This window comes from Mesorhizobium sp. M7A.F.Ca.US.006.04.2.1 (assembly GCF_004022915.1).
In the GTDB taxonomy this organism is placed as follows: domain Bacteria; phylum Pseudomonadota; class Alphaproteobacteria; order Rhizobiales; family Rhizobiaceae; genus Mesorhizobium; species Mesorhizobium ciceri.
Map to the genome: position 1 here is coordinate 1 of NZ_RZQA01000053.1, position 14,171 is coordinate 14,171.

The 14,171-nt window shown below is 64.1% G+C and carries 12 protein-coding genes; 6 read left to right on the forward strand and 6 right to left on the reverse strand.

Going from position 1 to position 14,171, the window contains the following annotated elements:
- The first annotated feature begins 391 nt into the window (after window positions 1-391).
- The 6 genes from EN925_RS05025 (at window position 392) to EN925_RS05050 (ending at window position 8,748) form a co-directional block, all read left to right on the forward strand.
- On the forward strand, window positions 392-1,051 hold the full coding sequence (locus EN925_RS05025) for a TetR/AcrR family transcriptional regulator (protein WP_024501867.1): 660 nt from the start codon (window positions 392-394) through the stop codon (window positions 1,049-1,051).
- A gap of 207 nt (window positions 1,052-1,258) precedes the next feature.
- Window positions 1,259-3,670: an FAD-dependent oxidoreductase gene (locus EN925_RS05030; protein ID WP_127384629.1), complete on the forward strand. Its 2,412-nt coding sequence runs from the start codon at window positions 1,259-1,261 to the stop codon at window positions 3,668-3,670.
- 82 nt (window positions 3,671-3,752) lie between these two features.
- Window positions 3,753-5,006 carry a sarcosine oxidase subunit beta gene (locus EN925_RS05035; RefSeq protein ID WP_127370177.1) on the forward strand — a complete coding sequence of 418 codons (1,254 nt, stop codon included), beginning with the start codon at window positions 3,753-3,755 and terminating at the stop codon, window positions 5,004-5,006.
- A 70-nt stretch (window positions 5,007-5,076) separates the two neighbouring features.
- Complete coding sequence (locus tag EN925_RS05040; protein WP_128336385.1) at window positions 5,077-5,343, forward strand: sarcosine oxidase subunit delta; 267 nt, start codon at window positions 5,077-5,079, stop codon at window positions 5,341-5,343.
- Window positions 5,340-8,216: a sarcosine oxidase subunit alpha family protein gene (locus EN925_RS05045; RefSeq protein WP_127384630.1), complete on the forward strand. Its 2,877-nt coding sequence runs from the start codon at window positions 5,340-5,342 to the stop codon at window positions 8,214-8,216. Before EN925_RS05040 ends, EN925_RS05045 begins: the two co-directional genes overlap by 4 nt.
- Window positions 8,209-8,748, forward strand: a complete 540-nt coding sequence (locus EN925_RS05050) for a hypothetical protein (RefSeq protein WP_127370279.1) — start codon at window positions 8,209-8,211, stop codon at window positions 8,746-8,748. Before EN925_RS05045 ends, EN925_RS05050 begins: the two co-directional genes overlap by 8 nt.
- A gap of 14 nt (window positions 8,749-8,762) precedes the next feature.
- Here the strand turns inward: EN925_RS05050 and EN925_RS05055 are convergent, their stop codons facing one another.
- From EN925_RS05055 to EN925_RS05080, 6 genes are all read right to left on the reverse strand, one after another.
- The gene (locus EN925_RS05055) at window positions 8,763-9,248 is read right to left on the reverse strand and encodes a hypothetical protein (RefSeq protein WP_128336386.1); all 486 of its coding nucleotides are present in this window, start codon (window positions 9,246-9,248) and stop codon (window positions 8,763-8,765) included.
- Between the two features lie 118 nt (window positions 9,249-9,366).
- On the reverse strand, window positions 9,367-9,927 hold the full coding sequence (gene msuE / locus EN925_RS05060) for an FMN reductase (protein WP_013528153.1): 561 nt from the start codon (window positions 9,925-9,927) through the stop codon (window positions 9,367-9,369).
- Between the two features lie 63 nt (window positions 9,928-9,990).
- Complete coding sequence (locus EN925_RS05065) at window positions 9,991-11,238, reverse strand: SfnB family sulfur acquisition oxidoreductase (protein WP_063171069.1); 1,248 nt, start codon at window positions 11,236-11,238, stop codon at window positions 9,991-9,993.
- Window positions 11,239-11,262: 24 nt separating this feature from the next.
- Window positions 11,263-12,069, reverse strand: a complete 807-nt coding sequence (locus EN925_RS05070) for an ABC transporter ATP-binding protein (RefSeq protein WP_164753483.1) — start codon at window positions 12,067-12,069, stop codon at window positions 11,263-11,265.
- 79 nt (window positions 12,070-12,148) lie between these two features.
- Window positions 12,149-13,486, reverse strand: a complete 1,338-nt coding sequence (locus tag EN925_RS05075) for an ABC transporter substrate-binding protein (protein WP_027164235.1) — start codon at window positions 13,484-13,486, stop codon at window positions 12,149-12,151.
- Between the two features lie 80 nt (window positions 13,487-13,566).
- The coding region (locus EN925_RS05080) for a branched-chain amino acid ABC transporter permease (protein WP_164894139.1) at window positions 13,567-14,171 on the reverse strand (605 nt) is incomplete at its 5' end.

The window sequence follows — 14,171 nt, forward strand, 5'->3', positions numbered from 1 at the left end:
TTATCGTCTCCCGCCGATGCATAATCGCCGACGATGTCGCCGGTATCCGAGGGGTTGATGTTGCGCGAACCGGCATCGCCGACCCACTCGCCATCGATGAGGTTCTTTCGAAACAGCGTCATATCGTGTGTTCCTGCTTGTTGGCCGCGCGGGCATCTGTCTGAACTGGTATTTGCCAGACAATTGCCTCGCGGGAAAGCAAACAGTGAACCGCCGGCCGCGACAAAAATCCCCGTGCCTGCGCCGCGCGGATGGCGGGCGACGACGATTCCCCATCGAGCCTCGATGCAGCCAACCTCCATCGTGCATCAATCGGCTTGGGCCGATTCATTCTGTACACTTATGTCCATAGCCTTGATTTGCCTGAGGCAGCATGTCATGCGTCGTGTCGATGGCAGCTCTCGAAACGACGATTCAGCGCGCCGGCGCCACCGGCAACATCAAGGCCACTCGCGAAGACTGGCTGAAGCTTGCGCTTGAAACGTTGATCTCTGACGGAGTCGAACGCGTCCGCGTGCTGACGCTTGGCCAGAAGCTCGATGTGTCGCGCTCCAGCTTCTACTGGTATTTCAAGAGCCGGCAGGATCTGCTCGACCAGTTGCTGGATTACTGGCGGCAGACGAATACCAAATTCATCGTGGAACGCGCCAGGCGGCCTTCCGCCACCGTCATACGCGGGGTGATGAGCATTTTCGAATGCTGGGTGGACGAAAGGCTGTTCGACCCCCAGCTGGATTTCGCGATCAGGGCCTGGGCCCGTCGCTCGCCCGCCATCAGGCGCGCCTTAGACGAGGCCGACGAGGAGCGTGTCAACGCCATACGCGACATGTTCATGCGTCACGGCTACGACGAGGAGGATGCCTTCGTGCGGGCCCGCGTGCTGTATTTCATGCAGATCGGCTATTACTCGCTTGAGCTCAACGAGCCGATGAGCAGCCGCCTGCCTCACGTCGCCGGTTATCTGCGCAGCTTCACCGGCCAGGAGCCTCCGGCGGAGGATGTCGAGGACTTCTCGCGCTATGTCGAGAAGACGCTTTCGCGCAACCGATAGTACGGCCCGGCCGCCGCGGCCTGACGATTTCGCTTCGCGCATCGGCCCAATAGCAAGCACGGTTGCTGCCGACAGCAGCAGAGGAGCCCTCTGCCGTATCGGCGCAGAGCGGCGTCACGGGCGCTCATTCCGCTGCCCGCCAACCTCTAGACACATATGTACAATACCGATAGGGTACTCCACACTGGCTGGGTGGAGTGCGACAGGATGAAATCCCAATATCGGGCGATCGTCATCGGCGGCGGCGTGGTTGGAGCCTCGGTGCTCTATCACCTGGCGAAGTTCGGCTGGAGCGACGTCGCGCTGATCGAACGCGAGGTGCTGACCGCAGGGTCGAGTTGGCATGCGGCCGGCGGGTTCCATGCGCTGAACGCCGATCCCAACATCGCCGCCCTGCAGGCCTACACGATCGACCTGCTCTCCGAGGTCGAGAAGGAATCGGGCCAGAGCATCGGCATGCACATGACCGGCGGTATTTCGGTCGCCTCGGCGCCGGAGCGCTGGGAATGGCTCAAGGCTTCCTACCGCATCTTCCAGACCATGGGCATCGACGATGTCCACCTGGTCGGAGTCGATGAGATCAAGCAGCGCTGCCCGATCCTCAACACCGACGGCATGCTGGGTGGACTCTATGCCGCGCGCGAAGGCCATATCGATCCCTCGGGCGTCGTGCACGCCTATGCCAAGGCAGCCAGGCTGCGCGGCGCCGATATCATCGAGCACAACCGCGTGCTGGCACTCAACCGCCGCGCGGACGGCGGCTGGGACGTAGTCACCGAGAAGGGCACGGTGATTGCCGAACACGTCGTCAATGCCGGCGGGCTGTGGGCCAAGCAGGTCGGCCGGATGGCCGGCATCGACCTGCCGGTGTCGCCGATGGAGCACCATTATCTCGTCACCGAGGCGCTGCCCGAAATCCAGGCGCTGGACAAGGAATTGCCGCTGATCGTCGATCTCGAAGGCTTCACCTACATGCGCCAGGAACAGAAAGGCCTGCTGCTCGGCATCTACGAGATCAACCACAAGCACTGGAACATGGATGGGGCGCCGTGGGATTACGGCATTGAACTGATCCAGGAAGACACCGACCGCATCGCCGACGAGTTGGCCCTCGGCTTCAGCCGATACCCCTGCCTGGAGAATGCCGGCATCAAGCGCTGGGTGAACGGCGCCTTCACCTTCTCGCCGGACGGCAATCCGCTGGTCGGCCCGGTGCGCGGGGTTCCCAACTACTGGGTGGCGTGCGGCGTCATGGCCGGTTTCCTGCAAGGCGGCGGGGTCGGCAAGTCGCTTGCCGAATGGATGATCCATGGCGAGCCGGAAGCCGATGTCTACGGCATGGACATCGCCCGCTATGGCGATTTCGCCTCCAACCGCGAATACATCAGGCAGACCACCGGGCAGTTCTATTCGCGCCGCTTTGTCATGAGCTATCCCAACGTGCAGTTGCCGGCGGGGCGGCCCTTGAAGACAGCCGGCGCGCATGACGCGATGGATGCCGCCGGCGCGCGCTGGGGCAATTCATGGGGCATGGAAGTGCCGCTCTATTTCGCGCCGCATGGCTTCGTCGAGACACCGACGCTGAAGCGCTCCAACGCCTTCGACATCGTCGCACAGGAGTGCCGCAAGGTGCGCGAGGGCGTCGGTCTGCTCGATATCACTGCCTTCTCACGCTACGAAATCGCCGGGCCGCAGGCGGAAGCTTGGCTCGACCGGCTGCTTGCCTGTGCGCTGCCCAATCCGGGTCGCGCCAAGCTCGCGGCTATGCTCGGCGAAAACGGCAAGCTCAAGGGCGACCTCACCGTCTTCAACTGGGGCGATGGCTCCTGGTGGATCATGGGATCCTACTATCTGCGGCAGTGGCATATGCGCTGGTTCGAGCAGCATATGAGCGACGGCGTCACCGTCCGCGACATTTCAGACGCGGTCGTCGGTTTCTCGCTGGCTGGTCCCAATGCGCGAATGCTGCTTGAGCGCCTCACACATCAGGACGTTTCGCACGAGGCCTTTGGCTTTCTAGCCTGCAAGACATTGGATGTCGGGCTGGTGCGGGCCAAAGTCGGGCGGCTCTCGGTCATCGGCGAACTCGGCTACGAGATCCATTGCCAGGCCAATGAGCACGCAGGCCTGCGCCGCGCGCTGCTTGCCGCAGGCAGCGATCTGGGCGTCACCGAATACGGCTTCGGCGCGGTCAATTCGCTGCGGCTCGAAAAGAGCTTTGGTATCTGGTCGCGCGAGTTCACGCAGGACTATACGCCCGATGAGACCGGGATGGACCGCTGGATCGCTTTCGACAAGGGCGATTTCATCGGCCGCGAGGCGGCCCGGAAGGAGCCGAAGGCTTCATCGAGGCGCACGCTGGTGACGCTCGAAATCGACGCGGTGGACGCCGATGCCAGCGGTTACGAGCCGGTCTGGTATAGAGGCAAGCTTGCTGGCTTCGTCACCTCGGGCGGCTACGGCCATACGGTCGGCAAGAGCCTCGCCATGGCGCTGGTCGAGCGCGAGGTGGCTGATATCGATACGCAGTTGACAACCCACATCGTCGGCGTCGAAAGAGGTGCGCGCGTCATCGCCTCGTCGCCATACGATCCACTGGGCAAGGCGATGCGGGCATGACCGATCGAACCGGTGACGTCAGTGCGGAAGACCATGCGATGATCCACGTTTCTTTCCGAAAATCAGGCCTGTCCGGCACGTCATGACCACACGCTATTCCGCCTTTTCGCTGTTCAAGGAGGGCCTGGCCGGCCAAACCGGCTGGCAACCGGCGTGGCGCTCGCCCGAGCCGAAACTGTCCTATGATGCGATCGTCATCGGTGGCGGCGGCCATGGGCTGGCAACGGCCTATTACCTGGCCAAGAACCACAACATCACCAGCGTAGCGGTGCTGGAAAAAGGCTGGATCGGCGGCGGCAACACCGGCCGCAACACCACCGTGGTGCGCTCCAACTACTATTATCCGGAGAGCATCGAGCTCTACGGGCTGGCGCACCGGCTCTATGAGGGATTGTCGAAAGAGCTCAACTACAACGTCATGCTGTCGCAACGCGGCATGGTCAATCTCTGCCACTCGACCGGCGAGATGGAGATCGGCGCCCGCACCGTCAACGCCATGCAGATCAACGGCATCGATGCGGAGCTGTTTTCGCCTGACGATGTGCGCCGGGTGGCGCCGATCTACAATTTTTCACCGGACGCACGCTTCCCGGTGTTCGGCGGTATCTGGCAAGGCAGGGCCGGAACGGCACGCCATGATGCGGTCGCCTGGGGCTATGCGCGGGCCGCAAGCCGACTCGGCGTCGACATCATCCAGAACTGCGAGATCACCGATTTCATCATCGAGGGCGGCCGCTGCCGTGGCGTCCAGACCTCGCGTGGCGCGATCCGTGCCGAGCGTATCGGCATGGCGGTGGCCGGGCATTCTTCGGTGCTGGCGGCCAAGGCCGGCTTCCGCCTGCCGATCAATTCCTATGCGCTGCAGGCCTGCGTGTCCGAACCGGTCAAGCCGATCCTCGACACGGTGGTGCTGTCGCCCGGCTGCGGCGTCTATGTCAGCCAGTCGGACAAGGGCGAGATCGTCATCGGCGGCGGGCTCGACCGCATCCCCTCCTACGCGCAGCGCGGCAATCTGCCGACGCTGGAGGGGGTGATCGCCGGCCTTTTGGAGATGTTCCCGATCTTCGGCCAGCTCAAGCTGATGCGGCAATGGGCTGGGATCGTCGATGTCGTGCCGGACTCCTCGCCGATCATCGGCCCCTCGCCGCTGCCCGGCCTGTTCCTCAATTGCGGCTGGGGCACGGGCGGCTTCAAGGCCATTCCCGCAGGCGGCACGCTGCTGGCGAACCTGCTGGCGACTGGCGAACACAACCACATCAGCCGTCCGTTCGACCTTGATCGCTTCGCCAGCGGGCGGCTGATCGACGAAGCGGCCGGCTCCGGCATCGCACACTGATGCATGTCGCCCAAAAGTACGCAGCGGTTTTGGGAGAACGACATGCATAAAGACGAAGATTGAGGATTTTATGCAGCTTTTCCCTTGCCCATTCTGCGGCCCGCGCGACGAAACCGAATTCCACTATGGCGGCGATGCCGGAAATGCGCGGCCGGATGGCGCCGATGTGCCGATCGATCGCTGGGCTGATTACCTCTATCTGCGCACCAATCCGAAAGGCACGGCGTGCGAAATCTGGGTTCACATGAACTGCGGCGAGTTCTTCGTCATGGAGCGCGACACCGTCACCCACAAGGTGCTGTCCTCGGCCGCACTCGGCGGGGAGCACGTCGCGTGACCGCCTCACGTCTTGCCACCGGCGGCAGCGCCATCGACCGCTCGCGCCCGATCCGCTTCAGCTTCGACGGAACCATCGTGCAAGGCTTTGCCGGTGACACCATCGCCTCGGCGCTGCTGGCGGGTGACGTCGCGGTCGTCGGCCGCAGCTTCAAATACCACCGGCCGCGCGGCATATGGGGCGCCGGCGTCGAGGAGCCAAATGCGCTGGTCGATCTCGGCGGCACGCGGGCAACGCCGAACACCCGCGCCACGACCGAGCCGGCGCGGGACGGACTGGTGGCGAAAAGCGTCAACGCCACGCCCAGCGCGCTGGCCGACCGCAACGCCTTCCTCGACCGTTTCGCGCGCTTCATTCCAGCGGCGTTCTACTACAAGACCTTCATGTGGCCGGACTGGCACAGGTTCGAGCCGCGCATCCGCGCCATGGCGGGATTGGGCACAGTCGACGCCGACTGGACCTCGCCCGGCAAGGCCGACCAGATCAACCATCATTGCGATGTGCTGGTTGTAGGCGCGGGACCGGCCGGGCTGGCGGCGGCAGGGCTGGCGTCCGGTGCTGGCCTGACCGTCGCACTGGTCGACGACCAGCAGAGTCCCGGCGGATCGCTCGGCCATCGTGCCGCGGAGATCGACGGCAAGCCGGCGGCCGTATGGGTCAAGGAGACGATTGCCGAGCTTGCCGCTGGCGGTCACCTCATCCTGCCTTCGACCACCGCCTTCGGCATTTACGACCACAATCTGGTCGGGCTGAACCAGCGTCATCTCGACGGCCGGCCGGATACGCTGTGGCGGGTCAGGCCGCGCCAGATCGTGCTGGCGACCGGCGCCATCGAACGGCCGCTGCCTTTCGCCAACAACGATCTGCCGGGCATCATGTCGGCGGATGCGGCGTTCGCCTATCTCCGGCGCCACGCTGTGCTGGTCGGCCGCCGCATCATCGTCGCCACCAACAATGACAGCGCCTATGAGGTGGCGGGGGCGCTTGCCGAGGTCGGCGCCGAAGTCAGGCTTGTCGATATCCGGCGTGACGGCACGCCTGCGGCGGCGGCCAATGTCCGGCTGATCAAGGGGCGTTCTCTCGCATCCGCCAGCGGCAAGCTGCGCGTCGACGGCGTGACGCTCGACGACGGCACGAGGTTCGATGCCGATTGCGTTGTGGTCTCGGGCGGCTGGACGCCGACCATTCATCTCTTCGGCCAGGCCAAGGGCAAGCTCGCCTGGAGCGATGCGCGCGCGGCCTTCCTGCCGGGCGAACCGGTCGGCGGTATCGCCGTGGTCGGCGCCGCAGCCGGCGCGGTCTCCTTGTCGGAGGTGTTTGCCGGCGTGGAAAAGGCATTCGCCGGCAAGGAGAACGCGGCAACACCACGCAGCACCGGGCCGGAGGCGACGGACGGCATTCTCCCGGCCTGGCCGATGCCGGGCTCGAAAGGCCGCATCTGGATCGACTACCAGAACGACGTGACGGTGAAGGACGTCGAGCTGGCCGCACGCGAAAACTTCGTCTCGGTCGAACATCTGAAGCGCTACACCACGCTCGGCATGGCGACCGACCAGGGCAAGACCTCCAACGTGCCCGGCCTGGCGCTGATGGCAGGGATTACCGGCCGCACGGTGCCGGAGGTCGGCACCACCACCTACCGGCCGCCGTTCACGCCGGTGCCGCTGGCAAGCTTTGCCGGCGCGCGCGTCGGTGAGTTGATGGCGCCGGTACGGCGGCTGCCGCTCGAAAACGTCCATCGCGCCAGCGGCGCTGTCTTCCAGGAATATGGCGGCTGGTTGCGGCCTGCTCATTATGGCGGCAACGCGGACGCGGAACGTTCGATCGCGGACGAGGCGCGACGTGCGCGCCAGTCGGTCGCGCTGTTCGATGGTTCGACGCTCGGCAAGATCGAGGTGATCGGGCCGCAGGCGGCGGCGTTCGTCGATTTCCTCTACTACAACACCATGTCAACATTGAAACCGGGCCGCTGCCGCTATGGCTTCATGCTGTCTGAGAACGGCGTGGTCTTCGACGACGGCGTGCTGGTGCGGCTGGACGAGCATCGCTTCGTCGTGTCGTGCTCGTCCTCGCATGTCGCCGCCGTCCATGCGCGGCTGGAGGAATGGCGCCAGGACCGTTTTGGCCGCGGCGCCGTCTACATCCACAACGCCACACCGGACATGGCGACACTGACCGTTTCGGGGCCAAATGCCCGCAAGCTGCTGGAAAAGCTGCATCTTGGCCTCTCGCTCGACGATGCCGACCTGCCGCATATGGCGATCGGTCATGGCACTTATGCCGGCGACGAAGTCCGCATCGCCCGCGTCAGTTTCACCGGCGACAGGAGCTACGAGATTTCGATCCGGGCCGACCACGCCGAGCCGCTATGGGCGCATCTGCGCGAGGCCGGCCAGGCGCTCGACGCCGTCGTCATCGGCCTGGAGGCGCTGATGATCCTGCGTGCCGAAAAGGGTTTTATCGTCATCGGCAAGGACACCGACGGCACCACATTGCCGCATGATCTCGGCGTCCACGGTCCGCGGGCCAAACGCAAGACCGAGTTCGTCGGCCGCCGCTCATTGTTCACCGAGGAGGCGTCGCGTGACAATCGCATGCAGCTTGTCGGGCTGGCAGTGCCGCAAGGCGAAGCACCGCTGCCGACCGGCGCGCATGGCATCAAACGGATCGACGGCAGATTGCACAGCCAGGGCTTTGTCACCTCGAGCTACCAGAGCCCGACGCTTGGCCGCCCGGTTGCGCTTGGGCTGATAGAGCGCGGCGCGACGCGGCACGGCGAGACGATCGACATCCAGCATCTCGGCAAGATCAGCAAGGCGACGATTACCGCCCCTTGCGCCTTCGACCCGGCAGGAGACCGGCTGCATGCGTGATCTCGCGGAAAAATGGTCTGTTGCACCGGATTGGCAATCGGCGGTGATCAAGGTGCCCGGCCTTGTGGTACGCGCGGTCTGCGGCCTCAACCAGTTGCTGGTCAGCGGCGACCTCGACGCGTGGGCGCGGGCTTCGAGCGCCGACGGGAACGGAATCGGAGCCTTTGGCACCGCACAAGGTGACCGCTATGCGGCGCGGCTGGCGCGCGACCGGTTGCTCGTCGTCTCGAACAGCGTCCTCGCCATCGCGACGGGCTGGCATGCAGACGGGTTCGCGGTGACGGCGATCAGCGCCGGGCTGCAAATGTTCGAGGCCGAGGGCACGGCGCTCGACGCTTTCATCGCGCGTGGAACGACGCTCGATCCCAGCCAAGCGAGCGCCAGTGCAGCGCTCTCATTCGCAGGCATCAGCGCCGTCGTCTATCGCCGTGACGGCAAGCTGCGCATCCATGTCGATCGCGGTCTTGCCGCCTATCTCTGGACATGGATGGAAATTGCCGCCGGCAACATCGCCGCAGGATCAGCGAAGTAGCCGGTTACGGCTGGTCAGAGTGTGAACGACCAGAACAGGCAGGCCAGCGTCGCGGCGGCAAAGACGACGAAGAACAGGCTGCGCAGCAGGACGTTGCGGCGCAGCTCGTTCATGACGAAGTGACAACCGACGATCGCCGGGGAAAACAGGAACCGCCAGTTCAGCAATGTCCACACGGCGCTGCCCTGCCCGAACGCCCATCTGGCGACCAGACAGCCGACGATGGTCGCAAACAGTGCGATCACGGTCCAGAAAAGGGCGTCTGCGGCATGGGTCAGGACAATGCCGGCCGCCCTGATCGGCAGGATCATCATCAGCATCGCGCTGAAGAAATAGACGGCGGCAATCGGGATGAACACGCCGGCGTCGGCAATGCCGTCAAGGCGCCTGACGCCGATCGCGCCATAGGGATAGCCGTGCCTGGCGACAGCCAGGCTCAACGCCATGAGCAAGGCGGTCAGCACGGCGACCAATGCGAAGGATGTAAGGGCTTTGCTCATGACGTTCCTGTCCCAGACGAATCAGACAGGAACGGTTTTAGCGGTCGGTCGTAAATTGCGCGTAAGCGGGGGCGCTGCCCTCACGGATTTCGTTCAGTTCAATCTGGCTGACGACAGGCTATTCAGCGGCGATCCGGCCTGCCGAACGATTGGCCAGCACAAAGCCGACCTCGTCGACCGCCTGCGCCGCACGCTTAAGGATCGCCTCGGAGCGCAGCACGCCGTCGGTGAAATCCTTGTCGGTGGCGTAGACGGCGGTGGGCAGCGCAAAGGCCTCGAAGAAGCCGAACAGCGGCCGCAGCTGATGCTCGACGATCAAGGCATGGCGCTCGCCACCGCCGGTCGCCGTCAGCACGATGGGCTTTCCCCGCAATGCCGCCGGATCGATCAGATCGAAGAAATGCTTGAACAGGCCGGTATAGCTGCCCTTGTAGGTCGGCGAGCCCACGACAAACACGTCGGCGGCGAGGATTTGTTCCAGGATCGCGTGCGCCTGGCCGTCGAGATCGCGGGCCCATTTCGCCGTTCCCAGCGACGGCCCGAGATCCTCGATATCATAGGTGCTCGCCGATAGGCCGTGGCTGGCGGCGATGTCCCTGGCGACCAGATCGACGAAGGCGCGCGTCTTTGACGGCCTGGTGATGTTGCCGGAAAAGCCGACGACTGTTGGGTTTGACATGGCAGTGGGCCTCTTGAATGGTCGAAGGTTTGACGTGGCGGGCCGCCAGCCCGCCGGTGGAAATCAGCTCCAGGCGTGCAGCGGCGGATTTTCGCCGTTGAGGAAATATTTGCCGAGGATCGAGTATTTCCAGCGCACCGGATCGTGCAGCGTGTGCGTGCGGGCGTTGCGCCAATGCCGGTCGAGATTGTGCTCGGCCAGGGTTGAGCGGGTCCCTGCCAGTTCGAACAGCTTGTTGGTGGCGGCGATGGCGATCTCTGTCGACAAGATCTTGGCTTCAGCAGTGACGATCTGGGCGTGCGCCACCGTCTCGGCTGTCGGCTCGGCCACTGCCCGGTCGATTGCATGACCGGCCTTTTCGAGCAGCGCCTGCGCCGCGTGCAGGCGCAGCGTCAGGTCGCCGATGGCCTGAATGGTGTAGGGATCGTCCCAGGCGTTGTCGACGCCGCTGTCGATCCAGGCGCGGCTTTTGGTCCTGACGAAATCGACCGTCTCGTCGATCGCCGCCTGGGCGATGCCGGTGTCCACGGCCACCTGGATGATCTGGAAGATGGCGCCGTCGGCGGTCGGTTTGTCGTAGCCCTTGTAGCCGGGTACCAGATGCGTCTTCGGCACCTTGACGTTGTCGATGATGACGGTGCCGGACAGGGTCGTGCGCTGGCCGAAGCTCGACCAGTCGTCGATAACGGTCAGGCCGGGTGCGCCGCGGTCGGCGATCGCATACCAGGCGCGGCCCTCGTCATCGAGCGCCACGATCGGCACCAGATGGGCGAGCAGCGCGCCGGACGAATAGAATTTCCGGCCGTTGACAACCACATGATCGCCGGCATCGGTGAAGCGGGTCTCAAAATCGGCGGCGCGCTTGGAGCCGAACTCGGAAAAGGCGTTGCCGAACCGGGTGCCCTTCAGCGCTTCGGCGAACAGCAGCTTCTGCTGGTCCGCGTCGGAGACGGTGCGGATGGCAGCGACGACGCCGAGATGGTTCTGCGCAACCTGGCCGATCGAGGAATCCGCCGCCGAGATGATCTCGATCACCTTCGCCAGCGTCGCATAGGACACCTCCGGCCCACCGAATGCCTTGGGTACATTGATCGACCACAGGCCGCTTTGCGAAAAGGCATCGAGTTCGGCGACCGGCCAGATCCGTTCACGGTCGCGCCGGGAGGAGTCCTTGACGAATTCGGCGGCGAGCGCATGGGCAACCGCAATCGCCTCGGCGTCGTCCTTGATGATGTGCGCCGGGGCGGTCGGCCTTGCGACTGGCGGCACGGCGGCGGAAGCCTTGTCGGTCTTGACGGTCGAAACGGTCATTTCACTGCTCCTTGGGATTTCGATTCAGGCAACGGCGTGGAGATGGGCGGGCTTGGTGGCGGGTGACGCCTGTTGCCCGGGGTTCGATTGACCGAGATAGAAGGCCCTGATGTCCTCGCGCTGGCGAAGCTCGGGGGCCGCGCCGGCGAGAACGGAAACGCCGTTCTCCAGCACCGTGGCATGGTCGGCATATCGCAGCGCCACTGCGGAGTTCTGCTCGGCGACCAGGATGGATAGGCCAGTCTCGCGGTTGAGTTTTTTCAAGCTCTGGAAGATGTCCTGGACGATGATTGGCGCGAGCCCCATCGACGGTTCGTCCAGGACGAGCAGCCGCGGCCGCGACATCAGCGCCCTGCCGATGGCGGTCATCTGCTGTTCGCCGCCGGAGGTCAGGCCGGACAATGTCCGGCGTTTTTCCCGAAGCCTCGGGAAATAGCCGTAGATCCGTTCGAGATCCCCGTTGATCTCGGCGCGGCTGCCGCTGCGGCCGATGCCGCCGGCGATCAGATTCTCCTCGACGGTGAGGCTTTTGAAGCAGTGGCGGCCTTCCAGCACCTGAACCAGCCCGGCGCGCACCAGATCGCCCGGTTTGCGGCGCGAGACATCCGAGCCGTCATAGCGGATGGTGCCGGCATTGACCTGGCCGCGTTCGACCGGCAGCAGGTTGGAGACGGCCTTCAGCGTCGTGGTCTTGCCAGCGCCATTGGCACCGAGCAATGCCAGTATCTGGCCGCGCCTGAGCTCGAAACTGACACCATGCAGCGCCGTGATGGCGTGGTTGTAGGTGGCATGGACCGTGTCCACAGCAAGAATGACGTCATCGTTCGGCATAGGCTGTTCTTTCGCGGTTCGAAAACCGAACAGGTCGGGCGCCACGGAAACTTGGTCCGCGACGCCCGGCACTGACTGATCAGTTGGTGGTCACAGCATTGGCATCGTCGGAGGTGCGTAGCTTGATGCCCTTCTCGGCGGCGTAGGCCTCGGCGGACTTCTCGATGATTGGCCGCAGAAGCGCCCAGTCCGGCGCGATCCAGTCGGAGACGACGTTCCACTTCTTGCCGTCCCACTGCTGGAAGGTCACGTAGCCTTCGCCTTCATGGTTGTCCCAGCTGACATTGATCGAGTGGAACAGGTCCTTGGCGCCGAGCGCCTCGACCTTGGCCGGATCAAGCTTGAGATGCTCGAAGCCCCAGCGGACCTCGTCGCCGGTCAGCGTGCGGTGGCCGAACTTCTCCTGCGCGACCCGGATCGCCTCGACATTGAGGATGCCGTTGACGATGCCGAGATTGTGGTAGACCGAGCCGATGCGCGCCTTGTCTTCAAGGTTACCCTTGCCGGCGCCGTAGACCGTCTTCACGATCTCCTGAACCACCGGGTAGGAGTTGCCGGAAGCCTGCGTGGTGATGGCGGTGTAACCCTTGGCGGCGTCGCCGGCAGGGATGACATCCTCTTCAGAATTCGACCAGACATTGCCGACGATGTGATCGACGGGATAGCCGACCTTGACCGCCGTCTTCAGCGCCACCGGGTTCATCACACCCCAGCCGCGCAGGACGACGAAATCCGGCTTGGCGCGGCGGATGGTCAGCCACTGCGACTGCTGCTCGTTGCCGGGATGCGGCACCTCGATCTGCTGCACGGTGAAGCCGTATTTCTGCGCCAGCAGCTCATAGATCGGGATGGTCTCCTTGCCGTAGGGCGAGCCGTGATAGAGCACGACGATCTTCTTGCCCTTCAGCTTGTCGATGCCGCCTTCCTTGGAGGCGATGTAGTTCACGATGCCTGATGTCTCGCTGTAGGGATTGAGCAGCAGCGGGAAGACGTAGGGGAAGACACGCCCGTCGGTGGAATCGGTGCGGCCGTGGTTGACGGTGATCAGCGGCACCTTGTCGGCGGTGATGCGGTCGATCATGGCATAGGCGATGCCGACCGAGAGCGGGTTCCAGGCGGCGGCGCCGGCATGGCTCTTCTGCCGCTCGTAGCATTCGACGCCGCGCTCGACCTCGTACTGGGTCTCGCATTCGTCCCAGGTCAGCTTGACGCCGTTGACGCCGCCGTCGCGGATGTTGATGAGGTTGAGATAGTCGATGAAGCCGCCGAAGAAGCCGGTGCCGCCGGCCGCGTAAGGCCCGACGCGATAGCTCTGCAGCGGGAAATATTGTTCGTCGGCGTGCGCGGCGGGCAAGGCCACCGACACGATCATCGCCGCGGACAACGCCGCCGCCTTGATTGTGCTGAGGAAAGTCATGGTCGAGGTACTCCCGGTATGGGCCGTCTTGTTCGGCCCCTTGTTCATTTTCCGATGGGATTCATTTTCAATGCATCAGCTCAAGTCGACTGCCAGGCGAACAGGAGCCGTCTTCGGACCCTGTCCCACAGCGCCACCAGCCCGTCGGGTTCAAGGATCAGAAACAGGATGATGAGCGCGCCCAGAACGATGCGCTGGCTCATGTCGAGCACGCCCGAATCGAAGAGATCGCCGAGCAGGAAGCCGCCGAGGCGCGACAGAGCGAGCGGGAAAACCACAATGAGGGCGGCGCCGAAAAACGCGCCGCGGATCGAAGCCAGCCCGCCGATGATGATGATGAACAGGATCTGGAACGACCGATCGAGATCGAAGCCGTCCGGCTCGACGGTCCTCAGATAGGCGAAGGCCCAGATGACGCCTGCGACGCCGATGACGAAGGACGAGATGGCGAAGGCCAGCAGCTTGGTCCTCAGCACCGGAATGCCGATGATGCGGGCGGCGGTTTCATTGTCGCGGATGGCGATGAAGTTGCGACCGGTCTGCGACGAGACCAGCCTGTAGGCAAGGAAGGTCAGCACAGTGACAATTGTCAGCGCGAACAAATAGCGGCCGACGGCGCCGTCGAGCGCTAAACCTGAAATCGACAGTCTCGGCGCGTCGATGACGCCTGACGCCGAGTTGTTGG

Bases quoted from the DNA above. Each gene is read 5' to 3' on its own strand.
- EN925_RS05075 (WP_027164235.1), bottom strand. From the start codon at position 13,486: ATGACTTTCCTCAGCACAATCAAGGCGGCGGCGTTGTCCGCGGCGATG.
- EN925_RS05070 (WP_164753483.1), bottom strand. From the start codon at position 12,069: ATGCCGAACGATGACGTCATTCTTGCTGTGGACACGGTCCATGCCACC.
- EN925_RS05055 (WP_128336386.1), bottom strand. From the start codon at position 9,248: ATGAGCAAAGCCCTTACATCCTTCGCATTGGTCGCCGTGCTGACCGCC.
- msuE (WP_013528153.1), bottom strand. From the start codon at position 9,927: ATGTCAAACCCAACAGTCGTCGGCTTTTCCGGCAACATCACCAGGCCG.
- EN925_RS05025 (WP_024501867.1), top strand. From the start codon at position 392: ATGGCAGCTCTCGAAACGACGATTCAGCGCGCCGGCGCCACCGGCAAC.
- EN925_RS05030 (WP_127384629.1), top strand. From the start codon at position 1,259: ATGAAATCCCAATATCGGGCGATCGTCATCGGCGGCGGCGTGGTTGGA.
- EN925_RS05065 (WP_063171069.1), bottom strand. From the start codon at position 11,238: ATGACCGTTTCGACCGTCAAGACCGACAAGGCTTCCGCCGCCGTGCCG.
- EN925_RS05035 (WP_127370177.1), top strand. From the start codon at position 3,753: ATGACCACACGCTATTCCGCCTTTTCGCTGTTCAAGGAGGGCCTGGCC.
- EN925_RS05040 (WP_128336385.1), top strand. From the start codon at position 5,077: ATGCAGCTTTTCCCTTGCCCATTCTGCGGCCCGCGCGACGAAACCGAA.
- EN925_RS05050 (WP_127370279.1), top strand. From the start codon at position 8,209: ATGCGTGATCTCGCGGAAAAATGGTCTGTTGCACCGGATTGGCAATCG.